Source organism: Veillonella sp. AF36-20BH (assembly GCF_003602765.1).
Classification (GTDB): Bacteria; Bacillota; Negativicutes; order Veillonellales; family Veillonellaceae; genus Veillonella; species Veillonella hominis.
In genome coordinates, this window is the sequence record NZ_QTLR01000003.1 from 143,207 (window position 1) to 168,791 (window position 25,585).

Annotated in this window: 23 protein-coding genes; all 23 read right to left on the reverse strand. The window is 39.6% G+C overall.

Features of this window, described 5'->3' with window-relative positions:
• Positions 1–2: 2 nt before the first annotated feature.
• Complete coding sequence (gene hisS, locus DW000_RS04940; protein WP_120055409.1) at positions 3–1,274, reverse strand: histidine--tRNA ligase; 1,272 nt, start codon at positions 1,272–1,274, stop codon at positions 3–5.
• Positions 1,274–2,701: a coproporphyrinogen dehydrogenase HemZ gene (gene hemZ, locus DW000_RS04945; RefSeq protein ID WP_120055411.1), complete on the reverse strand. Its 1,428-nt coding sequence runs from the start codon at positions 2,699–2,701 to the stop codon at positions 1,274–1,276. Before hemZ ends, hisS begins: the two co-directional genes overlap by 1 nt.
• Positions 2,694–3,182 carry a Fur family transcriptional regulator gene (locus DW000_RS04950; RefSeq protein ID WP_004696420.1) on the reverse strand — a complete coding sequence of 163 codons (489 nt, stop codon included), beginning with the start codon at positions 3,180–3,182 and terminating at the stop codon, positions 2,694–2,696. The genes hemZ and DW000_RS04950 overlap by 8 nt, the downstream gene beginning before the upstream one ends.
• Positions 3,183–3,223: 41 nt before the next feature.
• Complete coding sequence (locus DW000_RS04955; RefSeq protein WP_120055413.1) at positions 3,224–3,859, reverse strand: MBL fold metallo-hydrolase; 636 nt, start codon at positions 3,857–3,859, stop codon at positions 3,224–3,226.
• A complete protein-coding gene (locus tag DW000_RS04960; protein WP_004696424.1) occupies positions 3,859–6,099 on the reverse strand; it encodes a bifunctional (p)ppGpp synthetase/guanosine-3',5'-bis(diphosphate) 3'-pyrophosphohydrolase in 2,241 nt (746 codons plus the stop codon). The genes DW000_RS04955 and DW000_RS04960 overlap by 1 nt, the downstream gene beginning before the upstream one ends.
• An 11-nt stretch (positions 6,100–6,110) precedes the next feature.
• Positions 6,111–8,093, reverse strand: a complete 1,983-nt coding sequence (gene recJ / locus DW000_RS04965) for a single-stranded-DNA-specific exonuclease RecJ (protein ID WP_077708569.1) — start codon at positions 8,091–8,093, stop codon at positions 6,111–6,113.
• Between the two features lie 194 nt (positions 8,094–8,287).
• Complete coding sequence (gene hydG, locus DW000_RS04970; RefSeq protein WP_077708570.1) at positions 8,288–9,706, reverse strand: [FeFe] hydrogenase H-cluster radical SAM maturase HydG; 1,419 nt, start codon at positions 9,704–9,706, stop codon at positions 8,288–8,290.
• Between the two features lie 310 nt (positions 9,707–10,016).
• Positions 10,017–11,105, reverse strand: coding sequence for an ABC transporter substrate-binding protein (locus DW000_RS04975; RefSeq protein WP_024061977.1), 1,089 nt, complete (start codon positions 11,103–11,105; stop codon positions 10,017–10,019).
• A 1-nt stretch (position 11,106) separates the two neighbouring features.
• On the reverse strand, positions 11,107–11,916 hold the full coding sequence (locus tag DW000_RS04980) for an ABC transporter ATP-binding protein (RefSeq protein WP_120055415.1): 810 nt from the start codon (positions 11,914–11,916) through the stop codon (positions 11,107–11,109).
• 14 nt (positions 11,917–11,930) lie between these two features.
• The gene (locus tag DW000_RS04985; protein ID WP_120055417.1) at positions 11,931–12,929 is read right to left on the reverse strand and encodes an iron ABC transporter permease; all 999 of its coding nucleotides are present in this window, start codon (positions 12,927–12,929) and stop codon (positions 11,931–11,933) included.
• Position 12,930: 1 nt separating this feature from the next.
• Positions 12,931–13,953: an iron ABC transporter permease gene (locus DW000_RS04990; protein WP_120055419.1), complete on the reverse strand. Its 1,023-nt coding sequence runs from the start codon at positions 13,951–13,953 to the stop codon at positions 12,931–12,933.
• Positions 13,954–14,246: 293 nt separating this feature from the next.
• Positions 14,247–15,011, reverse strand: coding sequence for an iron export ABC transporter permease subunit FetB (fetB, locus tag DW000_RS04995; RefSeq protein WP_004698663.1), 765 nt, complete (start codon positions 15,009–15,011; stop codon positions 14,247–14,249).
• Positions 15,008–15,664: an ATP-binding cassette domain-containing protein gene (locus DW000_RS05000; protein ID WP_119563216.1), complete on the reverse strand. Its 657-nt coding sequence runs from the start codon at positions 15,662–15,664 to the stop codon at positions 15,008–15,010. The genes fetB and DW000_RS05000 overlap by 4 nt, the downstream gene beginning before the upstream one ends.
• Positions 15,665–15,808: 144 nt before the next feature.
• Positions 15,809–16,093 carry a 50S ribosomal protein L27 gene (rpmA, locus tag DW000_RS05005; protein ID WP_004696430.1) on the reverse strand — a complete coding sequence of 95 codons (285 nt, stop codon included), beginning with the start codon at positions 16,091–16,093 and terminating at the stop codon, positions 15,809–15,811.
• Between the two features lie 12 nt (positions 16,094–16,105).
• The gene (locus tag DW000_RS05010) at positions 16,106–16,420 is read right to left on the reverse strand and encodes a ribosomal-processing cysteine protease Prp (RefSeq protein ID WP_004698521.1); all 315 of its coding nucleotides are present in this window, start codon (positions 16,418–16,420) and stop codon (positions 16,106–16,108) included.
• A gap of 2 nt (positions 16,421–16,422) precedes the next feature.
• A complete protein-coding gene (gene rplU, locus DW000_RS05015; protein ID WP_105086659.1) occupies positions 16,423–16,734 on the reverse strand; it encodes a 50S ribosomal protein L21 in 312 nt (103 codons plus the stop codon).
• Positions 16,735–16,934: 200 nt separating this feature from the next.
• Complete coding sequence (locus DW000_RS05020; protein ID WP_120055421.1) at positions 16,935–17,510, reverse strand: manganese efflux pump MntP family protein; 576 nt, start codon at positions 17,508–17,510, stop codon at positions 16,935–16,937.
• Positions 17,511–17,538: 28 nt separating this feature from the next.
• Positions 17,539–18,966 carry an Rne/Rng family ribonuclease gene (locus DW000_RS05025; RefSeq protein WP_105086661.1) on the reverse strand — a complete coding sequence of 476 codons (1,428 nt, stop codon included), beginning with the start codon at positions 18,964–18,966 and terminating at the stop codon, positions 17,539–17,541.
• Positions 18,967–19,000: 34 nt separating this feature from the next.
• Complete coding sequence (locus DW000_RS05030) at positions 19,001–19,696, reverse strand: TIGR03936 family radical SAM-associated protein (RefSeq protein ID WP_120055423.1); 696 nt, start codon at positions 19,694–19,696, stop codon at positions 19,001–19,003.
• Entirely contained in the window at positions 19,668–21,551 is a 1,884-nt protein-coding gene (locus DW000_RS05035) for a TIGR03960 family B12-binding radical SAM protein (RefSeq protein ID WP_004698741.1), read from the reverse strand. The genes DW000_RS05030 and DW000_RS05035 overlap by 29 nt, the downstream gene beginning before the upstream one ends.
• A gap of 55 nt (positions 21,552–21,606) precedes the next feature.
• Positions 21,607–22,710, reverse strand: a complete 1,104-nt coding sequence (rodA, locus tag DW000_RS05040; protein WP_083791376.1) for a rod shape-determining protein RodA — start codon at positions 22,708–22,710, stop codon at positions 21,607–21,609.
• A gap of 8 nt (positions 22,711–22,718) precedes the next feature.
• Positions 22,719–23,642: a P-loop NTPase gene (locus tag DW000_RS05045; RefSeq protein ID WP_105086663.1), complete on the reverse strand. Its 924-nt coding sequence runs from the start codon at positions 23,640–23,642 to the stop codon at positions 22,719–22,721.
• A gap of 1 nt (position 23,643) precedes the next feature.
• Entirely contained in the window at positions 23,644–25,566 is a 1,923-nt protein-coding gene (gene mrdA, locus DW000_RS05050) for a penicillin-binding protein 2 (protein ID WP_120055425.1), read from the reverse strand.
• Positions 25,567–25,585: the final 19 nt, after the last annotated feature.

A 25,585-nucleotide genomic window follows, 5' to 3' on the forward strand; every position in this document is an offset into this window, starting at 1 on the left:
TGTCATCCTTTCACCAAAGAAGTTATACGTTCAGCCACTGTATCAAGAGATACAGTCTCTTGTTCACTAGTATCCATGAATCGAATTATGGCTTCTTTACGAACCAATTCATCATCACCCAATATAATAACATATTTCGCATTAATTTTGTTAGCGTATTTTAATTGTGCCTTCATACTTTTGCCCTGCCCGTCCATTTCAACAGGAATATCAAGACTGCGAAGTTTTTGGCAAATTTTGAAAGCCTCTACCTTAGCCGCATCACCAAGAGCTACTACGAATGCAGATGGTTCTACAGTTGGTTCAGGCAATAGGTTTTGTTTTTCAAGAGCTAATAATAAGCGCTCCATGCCCATAGCAAAACCGATAGCTGGGGTATGCGGTCCATCGAGCTCTTCTACGAGACCATCGTAACGACCACCACCGGCTACGGCACTTTGAGCACCTAAAGGAGTATATTGTACCTCAAAGGCTGTCTTTGTATAGTAATCAAGGCCACGTACGAGACGAGGATTTAAAGTATATTGCACATTAGCTGCAGTTAAATAGGTTTTCAATTCTTCAAAATGATCATGACACTCTTCACATAAATGTTCGTGAATTTCAGGAGCACCTACGGACAAGGATTTGCATGTTTCATTTTTGCAGTCCAAGATACGCAAAGGATTTTTGTACAAACGCTCTTGGCAATCGCTACATAATTGTTCCTTTTTAGGTTCAAAGAAAGCGATTAATTTTTCTCGGTATACAGGACGACATATTGGGCAACCTACGGAGTTTACTTCTACATTGAGGTCTTTAAGGCCAAAGTCTTTTAATAACTGTACAACCATACAGATAACTTCACTATCTACCACTGGAGATTGCGAACCTAGTACCTCTGCACCAAACTGGTGGAATTGACGATAACGACCCGCTTGCGGTTTATCATGACGGAACATAGGGCCCATGTAATACCATTTTGTGAGACCTTCTTTACCATATACTTTATTTTCTAAGTATGCGCGCACAGCAGACGCCGTATTTTCAGGGCGTAAGGTAAAGCTAGAACCACCGTCATCACCAGTGGTAAAGGTGTACATCTCTTTTTGTACTACATCTGTAGTCTCACCGATACCGCGTAAGAATAATTTAGTTTCTTCAAAGGCAGGTGTGCGAATTTCATTGAACCCATATACTTTACAAATTTCGCGCATACGTTGTTCAATATAATGCCAATGTATCATCTGTTCTGGCAAAAAGTCTTGTGTACCTCTTGGTTTTCTTATAGCCATTACACAACCTCCCAAAATCTTTCACAAATTCTATGTCGTTTCTCTAAAAGTGCATCTATCGTTTCGTGATAAACATCTACGTCTTTTGGCATATGCTGTTTAAGTTGACGATATTCAGGGGCGCGCATCCACTTGGATGAACTGCCAGGCCCCATAGATAGAATACTCTGCCGTTCTTCCATAATCTGGATATTATATTCACACGCTTTGCCAGGCAAGGTATAGCCAATATTCTCTAACTGCCCTCTCATATATTGTTGGCGATATAAATAATATGGCACATAACCAGCCGCTTCAAGACGCTCTTTACCATATTGTACCATTTCCGCCACAAGATGTTCTTCAGGAATATCATCTTCCATATGTAAATCGTACAACGGGCTACCACGTTTTAATGCTAACGTATGAATTGTAACATTTTCCGGCAGATTTTGACATACATAATCCATATTCTCTATCATGTTTAACATCGTTTGATTAGGCAAGCCTGCAATAAAATCCATATTTACGGCTAATGATGTATTGTTTTTTACATATTGTAAAAGTTCATCAATATCCCGTACACTATGGCCGCGTCCAATACGACGCAAAATATCATCTTGCATTGTTTGCGGGTTAATGCTAATACGATTCACACCTAGCGCAAGCATGGAACGTAGCTTTGTAGGATTAACAGAATCAGGTCGTCCTGCCTCTACAGTAAATTCATGACCTTCTGGTACGAGTAGAGACAACTGTTTTAGAACCTGGTGAAAGTCTTCATCCTTTAGCACTGTCGGAGTACCACCGCCCATATAGAGGGTATCTACGGTTAGATTATAAGATTGGATAATAGCTTTCATATCTTCTATATCACGGGTTAAAGCCCTTAGAAATTGACTTTTACCAGCATAATCCTGATAGAGACCATATGGAAACGAGCAATATACGCAACGCGTGTCACAGAAAGGAATACCACAATAGAGACTTACCTTTTTATCATCTGTATCAGATAGAAATGGACGTTGATACTCGCCAATGGCCCCCAAAGTAGCAAGCTTTTCTATAGACACAGAAAACTCGTCCCGAATGTGACGAGTTGCTGCGTGGACAGAGCCATATGTATCTATATATTTATGTAGTAGCTTTGTAGGGCGCACACCTACCATGGTTCCCCACGGAGCCTCAGCAGGTAAGCCTTGATATTCACGCAAATAGCGCAACAAGGCTTGTCCAATTTGACGACGCCCCATAGAGGAAACAGGTCCTTCAAAAATCTGAACCGAATCACCAATAGTAACAGTTAATGTGTACATCCCTTCCATTTCATGCGCTTCAAGGATAACCTCTGGATGTACCTTATCAGAAAAGAGTCCTGCCGCGCCACAGTTATGAGCTACTACGGAGCCAAGTGGTAATGGCCCCGTATATAGATAACCATTAACCATGATGGGACATACGCTCAAGCTTTTCTAATTCTGCTTCAGTCATATGATTTTGGCAATCGCTACAGTAACCATATACTTTCAATTGATGATCAATGGTACGGAAGTTTAATTTCTTAGCGATAATAGACTCCAATGTTTCAAGCATGTCGTCTTCAAACTCAGATACTTTACCACATTTTACGCAAATCAAATGATGATGGAAATGAGCGAATTCTTCGTCATTTAATTCATAGCGATTACGGCCATCACCAAAATCAAGACGTTTTAACAAATCAAGTTCTGTGAAGAGATCAAGAGTTCTGTAAATTGTTGCCAACCCGATATCAGGTGCCACCTCTTTTACAAGAACATATACATCTTCAGCACTCAAGTGATTTTCATCAGCATCGATGAATGCTTGCAAAATTGTTTGACGTTGAGTTGTCAATTTGTACTTTTTGTCTTTAATGCGTTCTTTTAATTTTTCTAATGTTGTGTTCATAATAAATTTCCCCTCGACTGTAAAAAATAATTCGTTTAAACCTACTGACCAACGAATGGGTTGTATTGTTTTTCATACCCTATATTTGTTTCCGGTCCATGACCAGGATAAACCATTGTATTATCAGGCAATGTATAAAGCTGAGTCTTAATAGATGATATCAGGGTCTCATAAGAACCATTTGGAAAATCTGTACGGCCTACGGAATCTCTGAATAGAGTATCCCCTACAAATACAAGACCTTCCATATAATAACACACCCCTCCTGGCGTATGACCTGGTGTTTCAAGCACCTCAAGATCGATATCACCACATGTAATGTGATCACCTTGTTTAACCTCGATAATTTCCGCTTTTACCTTAATTGGCGTTGGATTGCTATAAGCACTAAGATTAAGTTCAGGATCAGATAAATACGGTACATCGCCTTTATGAATATATACAGGCACATGATAGATGTTTACAATCTCTTGAATGCCACCAATATGATCTCCATGACCATGTGTCAGTACAATCGCCTTCGGCTTTAAGTCATGTTTTTTTAGCGCATCTAGTACTTCAGCTGTTGCAGGATCGATAATGAAAGCTTCACCTATCGCTTTATCACCGATAACATAGCAATTTGTTCCTAGTGGACCTAAAGGCATGCGCATAAGCACTAATTGTTGTTCGCTCATTAAGCCCCTCCTTTACTACGTTGAACAGTATACACTTCACGAATACGACGCAATTTAGTCATTACGAAATCTAGTTGCGAAATATCCCGAATATCAACCACCAAATTGATGCTTACATTTTTTGTATCTTCTTGAACCTTAGCATTGATGTTAGTAATGGTGATTTTCAATTCTGAAAGCACCGCCATAACCTCCATGAGAATGCCAGCTCGATCATAAGCTTGAATATCAATGCCTACGTGGAAAGATTCGCCAGAAGAACCGTCCCAAGAGACTTCTATCATCCGCTCTAAATCTTCAGGTGAATGGCCCATGCTAGGGCAATCACAACGGTGAATAGAAACGCCACGACCACGGGTTATGTAACCTATAATATCATCACCAGGTACAGGATTACAGCATTTTGCCATACGCACCATCACACCAGCTTCACCTTTTACGAGAACACCAGTGCCATTTTTAGTTTTCTTTTGTCCTTGAGATTTTAACTTCTCAATAATTTGCTCTGTACTGCGCTTAGATTCCTCTACCTCTTTAGACTTTTTATAAAGTTCAATTAAACGCAAGAGAACCGTGCTTACAGGAATACCGCCATAGCCACAGGCTGCAAACATTTCCTCTTCTGTACCGGCTTTAAGTTGTTTCGTTACATGTTGTAAACGGTTGTCTGCACATAATTCTTTCCAATTATGATTCAATCGTTTTGCTTCTTTTTCAAGAGCTTCTAAGCCTTTTTCAATATTTTCAGCTTTATTTTCACGCTTGAACCAATTGCGAATTTTGCTCTTACTTTCAGAAGAACCTACGATATTCAACCAATCAAGGCTAGGACGACCTGTTTTGGATGTGATGATATCAACAATATCACCATTTTGCAAGGTGTAATCCAGCGGTACAATTTTACCGTTTACCTTAGCACCTACACAATGATGACCTACATCGGTATGAACTCGATAGGCAAAATCAAGAGGTACAGAGCCTATTGGCAACTTAACAACGTCACCCTTTGGCGTAAATACAAATACCTCACCAGAGAAAACGTCTAATTTCAAAGCATTAACGAGTTCCGTTGGATTACTAGTATCTTGCCATTCAAGAACCTGGCGCAGCCATGCAACCTTTTGATCAAATTCTTTATCGCCGTTTTTATTTCCTTCTTTATATCGCCAGTGAGCGGCCACACCATATTCAGATACACGGTGCATTTCCCAAGTACGGATTTGAATCTCTACCGGTTGCCCCATCGTGCCGATAACGGTTGTATGCAAGGATTGATACATATTAGACTTCGGCATGGAAATATAATCTTTGAAGCGATAAGGCAATGGCTTCCACAAGCTATGTGCAATGCCAAGTACTGCATAACAATCAGGGATGCTATCAACGATCACACGAACGGCAAGCAAATCATAAATTTGGGATAAATCACGATTATCCTTTTTCATCTTCTTATAAATACTGTAGAAGTGTTTTGGACGACCTTTGATATCCGCCTTGATATGGGCTTCACTTAAGGCCTTTGTAAGTTGCCTCATCGTATCATTAACGATGTCTTCCCGGACTTGGCGTTTTTGTTTCATTTGATCGACTAGATCATAGTATTTTTCCGGCTCTAAATAACGGAAGGATAAATCTTCCAACTCCCATTTCACATTGAAGATACCAAGACGATGTGCCAAAGGTGCAAAGATTTCTAGGGTTTCCTTAGCAATACGCTTTTGTTTGTCACTACGCATATGCTTTAAGGTGCGCATATTATGTAAGCGATCACCCAATTTAATAACTACGACACGTACGTCCTTCGCCATAGCTAAAATCATCTTTCGATAGTTTTCCATTTGGCGATCTTCTTTGGTTTCATACTGGAATTGGTTTAATTTTGTTACCCCATCAACGAGGAATGCTACTTCAGAGCCAAACATCTCCTCTAGGTCTTCCTTCGAGTAAGATGTATCTTCAACCACATCATGCATTAGAGCTGCCATGAGTGTAATATGGTCGATTTGTAAATGTGCCAAAATATCAGCTACAGCTAGAGGATGCATGATATACGGTTCACCGGAAGCTCTAAACTGACCTTCATGAGCCTTATCAGCAAGCTCAAAAGCTTTCAATACTTGGTCACACTCATCATCTGTTAAATACGTATGGATATACTCCATAAACTCAGCTAAGGCTTTACTTTTATCAAATGTACTTTGTTCTACCAAAGCTTTGCCTTCTTCATTTACAGTTGTCATGATGTCACCTCCTATACACTATAAGTAAGGAATGTTACGGATGTGACAAGATCTAATTTTCCTTCAATGGCGTTCCATCTAAGCATTAATTGACCATCATCACTTGTATATTCTTCAACAATGCCCAATTCTTTAAATACATCAATAGATGTTAGAGCACTGCGATTATTCTGATCTGCCGGCTTACGGCGCAATATATCTTGTTCTACATTATAAACCGATTGACTACGACCTCGCATGGACTGTTTTATTATGACATACATTTGTCTAAGCCCTTCTGTAGAAAGCTTAATCGGCTCTTCAGTCAATGGTTCAATAGCTTGAATCATGAGTTGCGGAGAAACCATGCCTTGCCATTCATTCTTTTGCAAAGAAAATGCCACTTTTACCACAGTTCCCACAAAGATAAATTTAAATAAGTCTGGACGATTCCAAGCTATAGCATCTAATGTACCATTCGAAGTTTCAAATATTATCTTACAATGATTTTTTAATTGGCCCATGAGCATAATATCTTGCACGGTAGCTTCCATAATAGCAAAGACTGGCGTGCTATTGGCCATTCCATAAGGTTCAAGGTCTGATACGCGGTCAATGATATCGACATCGATATCATCAACAGGTAGTTCCGCATCAATAGCAACCACAGGAATATATTCCTCATCTGTAATAACTGCTTTGCAATACTTGGTTAACCGTTCTCGTAACTCATCAATACGATTTGCATCGATGCTAAAGCCTGCTGCCGCAGCATGCCCGCCAAACTGTAGCAAGATATCCTCACAAGATTTTAATGCATCATATATGTTAAAGCCATCTATACTACGGCACGAGCCTTTACCAACGCCATCATGAATACTGATGACTAAGGTTGGCTTGTAAAACTCCTCTACTAGACGAGAAGCAACAATACCAATGACTCCTGGATGCCACTCTTCGCCGGCCACAATAGTTACATAATCAGCTTTATGTCCTTGATTAGCTACATCAACACGAGCCAACTCATGAATATTTCGTTCTAACTCTTGTCGTTCACGGTTCGTTTCATTTAGTTCCTCCGCAATTGCCTCTACTATATCCTCGTCATCGGTCACAAGTAATTCAACTGCACGCGTTGCATGCGTTACGCGACCCGCTGCATTAAGACGAGGTGCTAAGGTAAAACCAATATGTCCAGATGTAATAGTTCGTTCATGAAGCCCAGCTACATCAATAAGCTTTTTAATCCCCAAGTTAGGTTCCCTATTCATCTTCTCAAGGCCTGATTTTACAATGATACGGTTCTCACCGACCAAAGGCACTACATCTGCCACAGTGCCAAGTGCAACGATATCTAAATCATCTAAGTACCATTCTCCGTGCTTTGTAAGCCACAAGGCTTGGCATAACTTAAAAGCAACACCTACTCCAGATAAGTTTTTATCCTTATATGGACAGTCCTTTTGCTTATGATTTATAACGGCCTTGGCTCGTGGAATCATATCAGGAGCCGTATGGTGATCCGTAATAATCATATCGATGCGGTCTCGTACAGCCTCTACAATATCGTAAGAACTAATGCCGCAGTCTACAGTAATGACTAAAGCCGTTCCCCGTTCAATAAGGTGCTCTAAAGCCTCTAAATTGAGGCCATACCCTTCACTTTGACGTTCTGGTATGTAATAGGTAACATCGGCACCTAATTTCTTTAAAAATCGATAAAGTACTGATGTTGCAGTAATACCATCTACATCATAATCACCATAAATGACGATTGGTTTGTGACTTTCAATTGTTTCCAGAACTAGTGAAACAGCCACATCCATATCTTTTAATGTAAATGGATCTAACAAATCTGACAAAGTACCTTGTAAAAACTGACGACCTTCGTCTACATCAATGTGACGATTCACCATTAATTTAGCCACAATAGGGTTTACACCAAGTTCACGGATTAAGATATTCTCTTTCTCTTGATCACCTTTACAAAGGCGCCAACGTTTTTTCTTAATCATCATATCCCTCAGTAGTTTATAATCAATATTATTCTTGAATTCAACGTATTATCATTATCATTTTTATTTATTATACCTTAAAATGCAAATAAAATAAACTATTTTATATATTTTATTCTCATTTAAAGCTTGCTATTTTCTCAACAAGAAAGAGCCTCCTATTATCAATAGGAGGCTCCATATCAGTGAATTCCTTAGAACCGGAAGTCCCGTTCGCCGTCTTTCATCTGTGCAATATAAGCTTTAGCTTTATCTTTAACTAAATCATTTTTGATATTTTCTAACTGTTGTTCAATAACCTTAGAACCATGAGCCTTAGTTTCATCATTGCCGTAATCCATGATATATTCGTTCAATGTCATCAACGCATTTGGTTGACAACAGTTGTGAATTTGACCGGATTTTGCAAGAGCCATGAATCGATCCCCAGTTCTACCTGCACGATAACAAGCAGTACAGAAGCTTGGAACATACCCAAGGTCTAGCAACCAGTTAACGATTTCATCTAATGTACGCGTATCACTACGATCGAATTGTGCCGTATTATCTTCTGGCTTTTCTTCTTCTTTGTAACCACCTACACTAGTACGAGATCCACCACTAATTTGGGAGATACCTAATGCCAAGCCACGTTCACGCATGGATTGACTTTCACGAGTGGACATAATCATACCTGTATACGGTGTGGAGACGCGGATAAGAGCAACAATTTTTTCAAATACATCATCAGGTACAGCATTACTGAAATCATCTACATCGATATCATCCGCTGGACAAATACGAGGTACAGAAATAGTATGTGGACCTACCCCATACACAGCCTCTAAATGTTCTGCGTGCATCAACAAACCAACGAAATCGTATTTATAATGTTCCAAACCATAAAGAACTCCGATGCCTACATCATCAATACCACCTTGCATAGCGCGGTCCATCGCCTCTGTATGGTAGGCGTAGTCGCTCTTAGGGCCTGTAGGATGTAAAGCTTCATAGTTTTCTTTATTATATGTTTCTTGGAATAATGTATACGTGCCAATACCAGCTTCATGTAATTTTTTGTAGTCCTCAACGGAACAAGCTGCAATATTTACGTTTACACGGCGGATTTCACCATTTTTATTTTTGATACTGTAAATCGTCTTGATGGATTCCAAAATATATTCCAGTGGATTATTAAGAGGATCTTCACCAGACTCAATTACAATACGCTTATGGCCCATCGCTTCTAACGCAATAACCTCTTCTCTGATTTGGTCTTGCGTTAATTTTTTACGTTTAATATCGCGGTTTTTGGAGTGGTACGGACAATACACACATCCATTGATACAATAGTTAGACAAGTATAACGGTGCAAATAGAACAATACGATCGCCGTAGATAGCCTTCTTGATTTCCTTTGCTAAAGCAAAAAGCTTTTCCTTATATTCAGGTAACGGACATTCTAAGAGAACTGCTGCTTCTCGGTGGTTTAATCCCTTAAATGTAGCAGCTTTCGCTAAAATAGCATCTAACAACTCCCTATTTTCCTTGTTTTCCTCTGCATAGGCAAGTGTGTCAAGGATTTCCTGATGGGAAATAAATTCCTCCGCCTTTGGAGATTTTACATCATACATAGTACTTACCTCAAATCTTTCTAGTGGCAATGCCACCCCTCTTTAGGTTTATGAAAGTATATGACAACCAGTCTTCTGGTATTTCACTGATACTGTACATAGTATACCACTATTCCTACTAAAAAGCACAGGAATTTGATACATGCAAAAAGGTTGCCACCTCATAAGAGGAAGCAACCTTTATATCATGGGAGTTTCTAATCTATATCGATTATCTATATCGAACATGACTAAAATGTATGTATGTATTTTTACACGAGATAAACCCTTACATAATAGTACTAACTATATATTACAAATGTATTTAGTCCTATTCTCCCCATGTATCATACAGCTCTTTCATAGCACGTTCTTTCGCAATAATACCATGGGCCATCCACAAAGTACTATCCACTTGCAATACATGATCGGCTTTTACAGCAGGCAAATTTTTCCACAACTCATCTTTTTTAAGATTTGCCAATCGTTGGTCTGCTACACCTTGATTATTAGCACTAGAAGCACCGTAACCAGCAGAAACGATTAAATAGCCTGCATCAAGATCGGGTAATCGCTCTAAAGAAATCGCATTGTTCGTAGGGTTAAGTTCTGTTTCTAATACCATATCAGGCGGTTTAATATTAAGTAATTCAGCCATAAAGACATTCAAATCGCTTTTCATATACGGATACAATCGTATTTCTTTATTTAAAATTCTTAGAAAAGCTACGGTTTCCCCTTGCATATGTTCAGCTAAAGCTATCCGTGTTTTCTTAGCCTGTGAATAATATTCTTTCAAACGAGCTTCCCCTTTTTCAGGGACCCCAAGTGCTTTAGCAATAGTTAGTAGTGCAACTTCTTCCTTATTTACGTTGACAGAAATGGTTGGAGCAATTTTAGAAAGTGCATTATATGCCGCTTTGCCATAAGAGTCACGCATAATAATCAAATCCGGTTTTAAAGCCTGAATCTGCTCATAGTTGATAGTCTTTGTTTCATCATTAATACTAAAATTTTGAACATTACGATTACTTAATTCATTATAAAGATAGCTTTTTTCATTAAAATTTGCCCCTATAAAAGATTCATCTAATGCAATCATAGGATCTTCTGTCCGAACAACCACGATACGTTTATGTTCTTTGGGCATAACTGTTGTCCCGAGCTTATGAGTGACAATAATCTTATCTCCTTCAACAGTAACAATTTTATCTGCTGCCTTTTGGATAGCCGTTAATCGCTTCTTAAACTCTTTATCAATGTCTTTCGGATCATTTGACCGTTCAAGGGCTGTTTTTACCTTATCATCAAGATTAGCATAGATAGCTTCATGAGTCATACCATTTTCCTGTGGACCACATCCTGCAATTCCCATGAGCATACAAGCCCCCAAAAGACCAGAAATTAACAAACGCTTCATACTACACCTCACGTGCCGTATGGCCATAATTTTTCATAGAATAAGGAATACAGAACGGACGATCTGTCTTAGGGTCATTCATGATTGTAGAATCTACACCAAATACATCCTTCAACATTTCATTATGGAAGATAGTATGAGGCGTACCTTCGTATTGAATTTTTCCATCCTTCATGGCAACTAAATTATCAGCAAAACGAGCGGCTTCATTAAGTTCGTGAATAACCATAACAATCGTTTTGTTATAAGCTTTATTCAAATGCTCTACTAAATGTAATACATCCATTTGGTGAGATACATCAAGGAAGCTAGTAGGCTCGTCAAGGAATAGAATGTCTGTATTTTGAGCGATAGCCATGGCAATCCATGCGCGTTGCCGTTGCCCCCCAGACATATTTGTAATGCCACGATCTGCAAACTGAAGTAATTCAGTCTCCTTCAAAGCCCACTCTACAATTTCTTTATCCTCTTTTGTAGTACGGGCAAATAAGCTGCCTTGATGCGGTGCACGACCGTACATAACAAGTTCACGAACTGTAATTTCACCAGGTGCCGTTGGATTTTGAGGCAAAATAGCAACCTTTTTTGCTAGTTCTCTACTACCATAAGAACCGATAGATTTACCATCTAGTAAGACATCGCCATCCATTGGTCGAATAATACGACAAATAGTTTTTAGTAAAGTAGATTTACCACAACCATTAGCACCAATTAATGCTGTTACCTTGCCTTCTGGAATCGTAAGATTTAAGTTCTCTATAATTTTTGTATCACCGTAACCAGTAGTTAGGTTTTTAACTTCTAATTTCATTTATATTTCCCCTTTTACGCTTTTGTTTTTGCTAGAATATACAAGAAGTATGGTGCCCCGATTAAAGCTACAATAATCCCTAAGAGGATTTCATCAGGCGCAATAATGGATCGGCCAATCCAGTCAGCAGTGACCACTAAAATAGCTCCAATTAGACCTGTTAATGGCAAGAAATAGGCATGATCGGCACCGACTAAGCGGCGTGCAATATGCGGGGAAATAAGCCCTACAAAACCAATGCTGCCACCGATAGCTACACAGAACCCAGATAAAAGAACTGCAATAATAAGGTATACAAATCTAGAGCGATTTATATGTACACCAAGCCCAATCGCTGTTTCATCAGCTAGGCTCAATAAATTTAGCTCCATATAACGGGCATAGAGAATGAGTGATAATACAATGACAACTGGCGCAAGCACCCATACATGCTCCCATGTATTACCCGAAATAGTGCCGATGGTCCAAGTATTAACTAAATAAAATTTATTAGGGTCCAAACGCGTTACGAGTAAGACTTGCAATGCATGGAGTCCTGCACTCATAGAGATACCTGTTAAGATTAAACGATATGGAGAAATAATATCTCTACCGCGACAAGATAGAAGATAAATTAAAATCGCTGCCACAACAGCCCCAGCTACGGCAACAGTAGGTAATGTCCAAATCCCCCACGCCGTTGTAGAACCTGCAAAATATACTAAAAGAACTACACCTAAACCAGCACCAGCATTTACGCCTAACAAGCTTGGACTAGCCAATTCATTCCGAGATATAGTTTGAAAAATTGCACCAGACATAGCAAGGCCCATACCAATAAATACAGCCAAGATGGTGCGAACTAAACGGAAATCAAAAACTGTGAGTTTTTCTACATCATTACCACCGCCAAAGAGAATGCGAATAAGATCAGATGTAGACATATCACTAAAGCCTGTATGAAGATGTCCATACATGGCACCTAACAACATGAGCGTCATAACGAAAGAGTAGGCAAAAAAGCGTTTTTTCATCTTATTTTCCTCCCTTACGATTTGCTAAATAAATAAAGAATGGAACACCTACAAGAGCAGTAATGGCACCTAATGGTGTTTCGAATGGAGGATTTACGATACGAGCTACAACGTCAGCAATCATAACAAGTACTGCACCAAAGAGTGCAGAGAATGGAATTACAAGACGATAATCGATGCCTACCAGTTTACGTGTTATATGTGGAATAACGAGACCTACAAAGCCGATCGGACCGGCTAGAGCAACAGCAGAACCGCTAAGAATAAGTACAGTCAAACCAGATAATACACGTACACGATTTAAATTACTGCCAAGACCAATAGCTACCTCTTCGCCAAAGCTTAAGAGCGTAACAGATTTAGATACGTACATGGCAATAAGAATACCAATGAGTGTCCAAGGTAATACGAGTAATACTTGTTCCATACGAATACCACTAATACCGCCTGCAGTCCAAAAGCTTAACTCTTGTGCCACTTGGAAGTACACAACAAGCATATGTGTAACAGCCACAAATACTGCACTAATAGCCGTACCTGCAAGTGCAAGATATACAGGAGTAGCTTTACCACCTACGCGTTTAGCAAGAGCTAAAATGAACAGTGTTGCCAATGCGGCCCCACCGAAGGAAAACAAAATACTTCCATTTAAGGTTAAATAAGGAAATAAAATCATCCCAACAGCTAAACCAAAACTGGCACCTGCGTTAATCCCCAAAATAGAAGGACTTGCCATAGGATTGTTGGTAACACCTTGCATCAGTGCACCTGATACGGCAAAGCTGATACCTACAACGATACCTGCTATCATACGTGGCAAGCGCAATGTTTGAACGATCATCTGACCTATACTATTAGGATCATAGTTAGTAAAGGATAAAATAATATCATCTAGGCTGATATAGCGTATCCCAATGAAGAGTGAACCAAGAGATGTGGCAATTAAAATAGCTAAAGCCAGTATACCTAGTAGCGTAGTTTTAGCTGCGCGCCCTCCCCTTGTTTCTACGTCATAATTGCTCATAAGAACTCCTTACAATACAAAATACTATAGAATTTACTGATACATTATATCAACAATGCTCTATCTATTTCAATAATAAATCTCAGTATCATTTATAGCAATAATGCAATGTTAAAAACAAAATAAGTAAATCTTTATAACTATACAGAATTATATCCAACAATTTTTATTCCTATAATCATATATAAACATTATTTCTATAAAAAAAGAGCAGTAACCTTAAGGCTACTACTCTAAGTTATGAGTAAATATTCTGATTTGATGTACAATAAAATATATTTAAAGTACTAAATTTACCTATTTAATTGATTCCTATTATTAAAAAATGCTCTATACGCTAATTGACAAGTAATAAAGCAAGCAATCGATATAGTAGATAAACTCATAAATGTCACGATCATTTGATATTTTACAGCTTCAAGTGGAGGCATTCCCGCTAAGATTAGACCTGTCATCATTCCTGGTAAAGCCACGATTCCTAAAGTCTTAGCGCTATCTACAGTAGGTTGCAATCCAGTCTTTATAACATCTCGCACGATGGCTTTTGACGCTTGCTTAGGCGTACTTCCTAACGCTAGTTTAATTTCCACCTCTTGTTGGCGTAACTCAAAATTTGATAGCATTTGTCGATAACAAAGGCCAATTGCCACCATAGCTCCACTAATAACCATCCCTCCAACAGGAATCACCTGATAAGCAGTAAAGTTAAGCACACCTGTTAGAAGCAAAATCGATAATGTAATGCTTGCACCTACGGTTATGGCAAACCAAGAAATCCACAATGCATATGGTATTCCCTTACCGCGTTTAGAAGAATTATAGGCTGCATTAATAGCCATAAAACCTAATAATCCGATTATGAATATAGGACTTTCAGTACTAAAAATATAAGCTAAAATAAAGCCTATGGCAAATAACTGTATGGTAGCTCGTAAAGCACTTATAAAAATATCTTTCTCTAACTTCAACTCCTGCCGATAGGACATAAACATACTTATAATAACTAATATAGATGCAAGACATAATGACATGGCTGAAATAGCATGAAATTGACTCACCGTAATACCTCCTCTTTAGCTAATGATCCATCTACAATTGTAATGCGGCGATTAGCCTTACGTAAGCTTTGTTCCTCACTATGTGTTATTGCTATGATGGTCATCCCATTATTATGAAGTTCATCGATTACCTGTTCCACGATAGCCGTGTTAACAGCATCTAATGCAGAGGTAACCTCATCTAAAAGCAATACTTTAGGTTCAAAGATAAGGCTTCGAATGAGACAAATCCGTTGCATTTCTCCACCAGATAGTTCATCATTATGGCGCTCAAGATATTCAATAGGCATATGAAGTAAATCGAAAAGATATTTGATACGAATCATATCAGGTTCCATACCTCGAATATCATAAGGGAACAAAATATTACGACGCACCGTTTTTGCAAACAAGTAAGGTCTTTGAAAGCAATAACCTACCTCTTTTCGATAACTTTCTGGATCTATAGTGGTTAAATCACGTCCATTATAAGTAATAATCCCTGAGGTAGGACTAATCAAATCACTGCATAATTTTAAAAGTGTACTTTTACCACTACCAGAAGGGCCTACAACAGTGAGATACTCTCCTTCATGTACAGATAGAGACACATCACGGATAATAGACTTTTCGTTTACAACATAGGATATATTAGATAACTCTAATAGTGCCATAATGCCTCCGATCATATTTCAAGACTCTATGATATATTTAATAATCACTTTAAATTATATTATATTATACCAATACAACTTACACCATAATAAACAATAAAAAATCCCTAGTGGAAACCACTAGGGATTAATAGTCTTGTAAAATTAAGCTTCTACAGGGTATACGCTAACTTTACGGTTATAACGACCAGCACGTTCAAATGCTACTTTACCAGGCACAAGTGCGAATAAAGTGTCATCTTTACCGATACCTACATTAGTACCAGGGTGGAAGTGAGTACCACGTTGACGAACGATGATGTTACCGCTCTTTACGATGGAACCATCATGGCATTTAACACCAAGACGTTTAGATTCACTATCACGACCATTACGAGTACTGGACACACCTTTTTTATGTGCGAACAATTGCAAATCAAAAGTAAACATTAAGTTCACCTCCTATATTTCGTGAATTTGGACAAACTCTGGATATTGACGGCTAATTTCCTCTAAACCGAGAAGCATAGTCCCCAGAATATCCTGTCCACTCTGATTAATCGTACCAGAGAGAACTATATCACATTGACCTTCGCTATTCGTATACTCACCTTCTTGTTGAGCAATTTGGGTGAGGCCTAACATCGCCGTTGCCGATAAGGCAGACACTGCAGCACATACGATATCGAAGCCATGTTCATCATATCCTGCATGACCGGACATATGACAACCAATAACTTGACCATCACTATTCCGCTGGATTCCAATGGAAACCATAATTAAGCTTGGATAGATTCAATACGAACTTTTGTGAACGGTTGACGATGGCCTTGACGACGACGGTAGTTGGATTTAGCTTTGTATTTGAATACTAAAATCTTTTTACCTTTACCATGCTCAAGAACTGTACCTGTAACTTTTGCACCGTTTACAAGAGGAGCGCCAACTTTAACGTCGCCGTCATTCACTACAGTCAAAACTTCTTCGAATGTAACGGAATCGTTAGCAGCTGCTTCCAATTTTTCGATAGTAATTACATCGCCTTCAGCAACGCGATATTGTTTACCACCAGTTTTAATAATTGCGTACATGAGAACACCTCCTTGTTATCGAACTCGCTGAATTCGGTATCCCGACCCGAACTTCGGTCGGGCGTTTAAACCTGCTTCACGCGGATTGCAAAGTTCAGAAAACCGAACTAATACTGATATAGTATATACTATTTACACTATCATGTCAAACCAAAAACTACAGAATTCGCCTAGTTTTTAACACTTATATATACAGAGCTTTAAAATTCTCCGATAATTCCAAGGTGCTGTAAGAGTATCTTTGTACCGATGAGAATTAATACACCTCCACCAACTATATCTGCATATTTTCCAACAAATTGGACCATAAATTTACCTAAGTACACACCAATTAAAGAAATGCCAAAGGTAATAATACCAATCATGGTAGAAGCTTCCCATACATTAATAGGTAAGAACGCAAAGGTCAACCCTACAGCCATCGCATCGAGACTGGTTGCTACGGAGAGCATCACCATCTCCCAGACACCTAAAAATTGCTTATCATCGTCCTCTTCATCATCATCGCTAAGCCCTTCTCGAATCATAGCGATACCTAAATAGCCAAGAAGACCAAAGATAATCCAGTGATCCCAATCAGATATGACATCGATAAATTGACGTCCTATGAGCCAACCGATGAGGGGCATTAGGAACTGAAACAAGCCAAAGAGAAAGGCCAAAGTGACCTTCCGACTATTCTCACCTACAGGCATTGTCAGCCCCTTACCAATAGATACGCCAAAAGCATCCATGGCAAGACCAATACTAATTAATACAATTTCAAATATAGACACTATACTCACCTATAAACAAACTACTTACTTATTCGGCTATAGCCATCAAGGAATATCCTTCTCGACTAATTTGTGGATTTACTACAATAGAAATCTTGCGACCTATAGACCCACCTAAATCCTCGACAATAGCTTTTGTTAAATACTGAGCCACCTCCGGATGAACTTCGATTTCTAGATTCGTTTTAATACGTCCTGATTTAAATAACTCGCGGATGCGACGCACAATCTGCATATATACAGTACGACCCGACAACATATAGCCCGTACCACCGCATTGAGGGCATGTATCAAACATCAAGGTTTGCAAGCCTTGGCGAGCTCGTTTTCGCGTCATCTCTACGAGGCCAAGCGAACTAATGCCGCATACAACGGTTTTCATTTTATCTAACTTAGCTTGTGCCCCCAACAATTTTAATAACTCTTGTTGATGTTCTTTATCTTTCATATCAATAAAATCGATGACGATAATACCACCGATATCACGCAAGCGCAATTGACGACAGATCTCTTTTGCCGCCTCTTTATTGACTGTAAAAGCTAAATCTTCTAGTTTATTAGATTTACCAGTATAATGAGCAGAATTTACATCAAATACGGTGAGAGCCTCCGTATGATCAATACGGATTGACCCTCCAGAAGGAAGATTAATATCGCGAGAGATAAGATCTTCTAATTGCGGTTCAATATGGTTTGCTTTAAAGATAGGTGTGCTATCGCGATGACGTGTTACTTTAATTTGTTGCGATGTAGGGCCATGACCTAAGAGATCCATCAATCGATCTTCACCCATATCGGAATCGACGATGATTTCTTCTACATTGCGATGAGCATAGTCCCGCACAAGACGGAACCAGAAATCTGCGTCACTATATAAATCTGTACCGCTCTTAGCCACCTTAAAGCGCTTCAACACATGTTGCCATGTACGCCACAAGTAATCCATGTCACGGCCTATTTCATCAGCACTAGCCTTAGCTGCCGCAGTGCGAATAATAAAACCGCAACCTTCTTGTACATAAGGTGCTGCTAATTCTTGCAACTTTGCACGCAAGGCTTCGTCAGTAATCTTTTTAGAAATATGCATGCCTTCAGAATACGGTAAAAGCACCATAAAGCGGCCCGCCAAACTGACATCAGCAGTTACGCGAGCACCTTTACCAAGCATTTCTTCTTTCACTACTTGAACGAGAATTTGTTGCCCCACAGATAAGCGTGGCAAAATTTTCTGTTCCTTCCCTTGTTGTAAGTTCAAGTACGCATTTTGAGAGCCCCCAATATCAACAAAGGCCGCTTGCATACCATTCAATACATTCTTTACTGTGCCTTTGTACATATGATTTGCCATATGAGACTCATCGGTACGCTCCAAGACAAAGTCCACTAGCTGACCTTCTTCGTCTATAACAGCCATCCGAATTTCTTCGCGCATAACATTGACCAAAATTTTATGCATCCTATCCCTCCCTTCTTTGTCATCTAAATTATAATTAGTAATTAATCTCTAAAGGCGTATAACGGCCTTCTTCATTTTCTACCATAATTGCTTTACGGTGAACTTCGTAGCTAGTTGTAATAGGCCAATTATATTGGTCCTTACCTAGATTCCACACTTCGCTAGGTTTAATAGTACCTTGCGGATAAATGCCGATACCCATTGTAAGGGTCACCATACCGTCCTTAACGGAGGCTACGATGGGTTCTTTTACAAACTCTTTTACATCAATGGTACGAGTTTTCTTAGGTGTTACCTTTTCATAAGAAATTTCCGTTGCTTCATTAAAAGGTTTGAGTAACGCATCCCAATCAGCATTTTCATCTGTCACAGGACCTGTTACCTCATAGATAGCAAAATTACAGATGGCCATCATCTTTTTCACCTTTTCAGGCATTTCTTTACCGTCTAGTACTTCAAGTCCTGGAGGTGCTACGCGATTTAAACGGTCCATAATGGACTCTAAACTATCCTCTTCAAGCACATCCATATCGATATATTCAGCCGCTGCCGTTACGCCTAAAGCAAGAGCAGAGGAAAAGCTAATTTTCATATGAGGGTTAAAGCCTTCAGAATATGCCATTTTAATTTCTGCTCGACGTATCATCCGCTCTACAGCTTGAGCATAATCAAGGTGTGACAGGAATCGTAATTCTTCGCCCTTATTTAAGGCCAAACGTAACTTTTTCAACTCTGCCACCCTCCTTATAGTCAATAATAGCTGTATTGAGCTCTGGACATACATTACAGCCCTTACATGGAGCTCGACGACAATCGCCTGTAAGATTAGCTGCTACCGCTTGCTCCCACTCACGCTTTAAGAAAGCTTTACTTACAGTACAATCTAAATGATCCCAAGGCAATGGCTCATCGAAATCTCGTGTACGACGTGCAAAATACGCAGGATCCAATCCGCAGTCAGCGAATGCTTTCAACCAAGCTTCATAGTTAAAGAACTCAGTCCAACCATCAAATTTACAACCAGCTTTCCAAGCCTCTACGAGAACTTTAGATAGTCTACGATCTCCGCGAGCAAAAGCGGCTTCCATGTAGCCAGTATAACCATCATGATAGTGATAAGAAATGTTACGATTATTGATGAGAGACTTCAAGTAACGTTGTTTACGATGAATCTCCTCCACATCTTCTTGACCATACCATTGATATGGAGAATGTGTTTTTGGTACGAAGAAGGATACGCTCACCGTTACAGAACCATTACGTTTGCCTGTAATATCACGGTGCAAGTCAAGCACCTTGTACGCAAGATCTGCAATACCAGCCAAATCTTCGTCTGTTTCTGTAGGAAGCCCCATCATAAAATACAATTTAACCGTGTTCCATCCTGATTTGAAGGCATTAGTACATGCGGCCAACAAATCTTCTTCACTAACGCCCTTATTGATAACGTCACGCATCCGTTGCGTACCTGCTTCAGGCGCAAAGGTAAGACCACTCTTGCGCACTTGCTGTACCTTTTTCGCAATATCGATAGAGAAGCTGTCGATACGCAATGACGGTAAGCTAACGCTAACTTGTTTATCTTTAAACTCTTCCATGAGCATATCTACGAGTTCAGGCAATTTAGAATAGTCCGCAGAGCTCAAACTCATCAAGGATATTTCATTGTACCCCGTATTGGCAATTGTATCTTTAGCAATCTGTAACAAACGTTCTGGCGTCTTTTCACGAACCGGACGATAGAGCATACCGGCCTGACAGAAACGACAACCACGCGTACAGCCACGGAATAACTCCAATACAGCACGGTCATGCACTATATCAAGGAACGGTACAACAGGCTTTGTTGGATAGAATACATTCTCTACATCCTCTATAATACGTTTCTCAACGGTTGCAGGTACGTCTTCGAAACGCGGCGTAATCGATTTAAAATCGCCTTGTTCGGTGTATTCTACATCGTATAAAGCCGGGCAATATGTGCCAGGAATTTGGGCTACTTTACGCAAAAAGCCTTCTTTGCCACCTGGGAAGCCTTTGGCTTTTTCTGCTTTAAATAAGTCGATGAATTCATCGCCCCACTCTTCGGATTCACCGAGGGATACGATATCAAAGAAATCAGCAATAGGCTCTACATTATACGCACAAGGGCCACCGCATACAAGCAGTGGAAAATCTAAATCACGCTCCTTAGCATACATAGGAATGCCTGCTAAATCGAGCATATTTAAAATGTTAGTAAAACTCATTTCATATTGAAGCGTAAATGCTAACACATCAAAGTCTTTAATAGGCGTACGTGTTTCTAAGGAAAATAATGGAATATTACGCTTGCGCATTTCCTCTTCCATATCGTGCCACGGTGCAAATACGCGCTCGGCTACCGCATCTTCACGACGGTTTACGAGACCATACAAAATCTTGATGCCCAAATGACTCATGGCCACTTCGTACACATCGGGAAAACCTAAAGCCATAGTTACATCAACAGTACTGTGATCTTTCACGATACTATTGTATTCGCCGCCCGTGTAACGAGCGGGCTTTTGGACATGTTGTAACCATGACGTATCTAATTGAATCATACATCCTCCGTCTTTAATGAAAGACTTCTTTCACAATCAATCCTATGAAAGGATATTAAAATATATATTTTGTCCGCTGTCTAGCAATATTTAATAAAATGCCAATGCTCAGCATATTAGTTGTTAGCGCACTAACACCATAGCTAAGGAATGGCAACGGAATCCCCGTTACAGGCATGATACCAATCGTCATGCCTACGTTTACGAGCACTTCAAAGGCAAACATCGTACCAATACCCGTTGCTAATAACATACCGAAATTATCATTGCAGGTATATGCTACTTGAATGCTGCGATAAATAAGCATAAACAATAATAGCAATACTACAATGCATCCTACAAAGCCAAATTCTTCGCCGATTACAGAAAAGATAAAGTCCGTATGATTTTCTGGTAAAAAGTTCAACTGACTTTGAGTACCATTAAAGATACCTTTACCAAAAATCATACCCGACCCGATGGCAATCTTAGATTGAATAATATGATAGCCAGAACCAAAGGGATCGATATCTGGATTTAAAAATACTAGAATACGTTGCTTTTGGTATTCTTTCAGTACAAACCAGCCCAAAGGCATCAAGAGTAAAGCCACACTCGCAATAATTTTTATAAGCTTAGTTTTGATACCAGATATAAAGAGCATCCCTACAAATATAGCAATATATACGAGGGATGTCCCCAAGTCAGGTTGTAAGAATACGAGAAGGATAGGAATCCCTACATATAACACTGGCATCAATAGGGATTTAAAAGTATCTAACTTGCCAATGCGCGGTTCTAACATTTTAGCCATACAGATAATCATCAATAGTTTAGAAAACTCTGAAGGCTGAATAGTAATTGGCCCCAGTTGAATCCAACGCTGTGCACCTAGTGCGGAGGTACCAACTACCATAACTGCAATTAACATAAGCATGGTAATCACATAAATCATATTCCCCCATCCTTTAAGGCGATGGTAATCTAGAAATTGCATGCCTATAACGACAGCTATATTTGCTAAAAAGAATACGAGTTGTTTTACCACTAAACTACCAAAACCGATAGCCTCATGATTCACATGGGTAGCACTACCAATAGCTGTAAGACCAATTCCGACAAGTAATATAGTACATATGATGATAGTCCAATCGCTATCTGTCCATATTTTACGCCACATCATATCACCTATTTCAACTTGCTACGGCGCCACAAGCTTTGTTTCCCTTGCACCAATAAGCGTTGCGTGGTCCAACCGCCACGATTAATGTAATGAACATTGTTAGAATCCTCAAAAATAGACTCACCTACTGTTGCAAGACTTGGTGTACTATCTTGCTCCTTCGATGTTTTTTTCTTAGTTACATAAGCATCGAAGTGCTTTTGTACATCGTAGTCTTCCCAACACTCACCGGTAGTTACATAATCAACAAGAGGTGCTAACATAGCTTTTAGTTCGCTAGAAACAAATTCTAACAAACGACCATCTTGTGTATAGGTCAAAATATCCTCATCATAAGGGATTATAGCCCCTACATATTCAGCGCGAAGGACTTCTAACATATCATATAAATTGATATTCTCTCCATCGATAGGTACTGCATTAAAAGCAATAGCATAATCACGAATATTATGTTCTTGACATACTTGAATCATGCGCGCCCCATTACGTAAGGACACCCATAAAGGATGCGTCACCACGATGCAGCGATTTACTAATTCTAAAATAGACTCTATGCCCTTACCGATACCAGCAGGAGCATCAATTAAAATATAGTCATATGTCTCAGAGAGGCGACGAACTAATTTTTTATATTTTTTACGACCTATATCTTCCCAACGAGCACTTTGGCTAGCTGGTAGAAAATCTAAGTTTTCAGCAATTGATACGATGGCATCATCCATATAGTCTTTATCTTCGCTCGCATCTAATGCGTCGTAAATAATTTCATTTGCCACTCCTAACACAAGGTCTAAATCGCGCAATCCAAAATCTCCATCACAGAGCAATACGTGATGCCCTGCATTGCTTAAGGCTGAACCCAAGCAAGCGGTAATCGTAGTCTTACCTACGCCCCCCTTACCGGATACAACGCCGATTATCTCGCCCATACTAATCCTTTCTTGGTTGTCCACTAGTTACCGCATTCTGAGGTTTTTGCCCTTTATTAATACTTGTCCCCGTAGCAGTTTCCTTATTGCTCTTACTATTTGTATCATTAGATTTCTTATTCACTGGTACATTGAAGTACGCAGCCAATATATCTCGTACGATAGGCCCTGCAGAGCCCGCACCAAAGCTACCTTGCTCAACAAGTGCAACCACTACAATTTGTGGCTTATCATATGGTGCATAGGCTACAAACCAGCCGTGATCTCTGCCATGTGCATTCTCTGAAGTACCTGTTTTACCAGCTACATCAATAGGGAATCCTTTAAACAACTCCCCTGCTGTACCACCTTCATTAGTAACATCACGCAAGCCTTCGCGAACAAAATCCATAATATTTTTTGGTACAGGTAAGATACCGAGCTTGTCTGGGCCAAAGATTTCTTTTGGCGTGCCATCCTTATTATCAATACGGCTCACTACATATGGGCGGTATTTAATGCCACCATTTGCTACTTCACTGAGCATAACAGCCATTTGTAATGGTGTCACCAAAGTAAAAGACTGACCTATGGCCGCATCAAAGGTTTCACCTAAATACCAATCTTCATCATACACTTTGCGTTTATAAGCAGGACTTGCCATATTACCAGAGGCCTCACCAACAAGATTGATGCCTGTCTTTTCGCCAATACCAAAGTAGCCAGCATATTTTACAAGTCCTTCTATGCCAACGCGATTGCCCATTTCATAGAAGTAAACATTATCTGATTTTGCAAGAGCTTTATTAAAGTTAAGCCACCCTAATGCTTCACCTTCTGCATTTCGTTTATCGATAAGCCAATGTTTACCACTATCAAAAATCATTTCTTCAGGGGTAACCTTTTTCAGGTCTAAAGCCGCCGTACCTGTAATAATCTTGAACGGAGAACCTGGTGGATATTCACCAGAAATAACCTTATTATCAAATGGATGATTCTTATCGTTATTCAATTGATTCCACTGTGCCGTTGTAATCCCTTTCGCAAACCAGTTAGGATTAAACTCAGGGGCGCTGACCATGGCCAAAATGGCACCCGTATTTGGATCCATTGCTACTACAGCAGCTCCTTGAGCTGGAATGCCTTGGGCACGCAACTGTTCTAATTGGTTCTTAACAGCTTCTTCAGCAGCCTTTTGTAGATTTGCATCTATTGTCAAATGGATATTAGATCCAGGCACTGTATGCTTTCTATCTACCTCCGCAACCGGTCGGCCTGTAGCATCAACCTCTACCTGTTTACCACCATCAGTACCACGCAAGATGGAATCATATAGTTTTTCAAGACCAGAACGGCCTAAAATAGTACCACCACTAATAAGGGTATTTGGATCTTGCTGTTTTAGCTCTTCTAATTCTTCTTCGCTCACTTCACCCACATAACCAAAGAGCTGAGAAGCCATCGTTTCATATGGATAATAGCGAAGTGGTTCTACATCTATGGTAACACCTGGTAATTCATGACGATGCTCTTCGATGCTTGTAACTACATCCATAGAAATATCATTAGCAATACGAATTGGCTCATAACCATATTTATGATCATTTACCTTTTTTGTAATATCTTCTGGTTTAATTTTCAGCAAAGTTGCCAACTTAGCAACTTCACCTTCGTCTAGAGCCTTCCCCGTAGGCAAAATGGAGATAGTGTATGCCGGTCTAGAACCTACTAAGATCTGACCATTTCGATCGTACATAATACCACGAGCAGCTGTCATGGATACCATGCGCAAACGGTTGCCTTCTGCCTTAGCTTGGTAATAACCACCAGACAAGATTTGCAACGACATCAGGCGTAATGCCAAGACTATAAATATGCCGGCTACAATGTAAAAGAGTACATCAAAGCGATTCGTTTTTCTTCGTTTATAGAGGCCTTCAAGCACTCTTTCACCCCCTTAATCC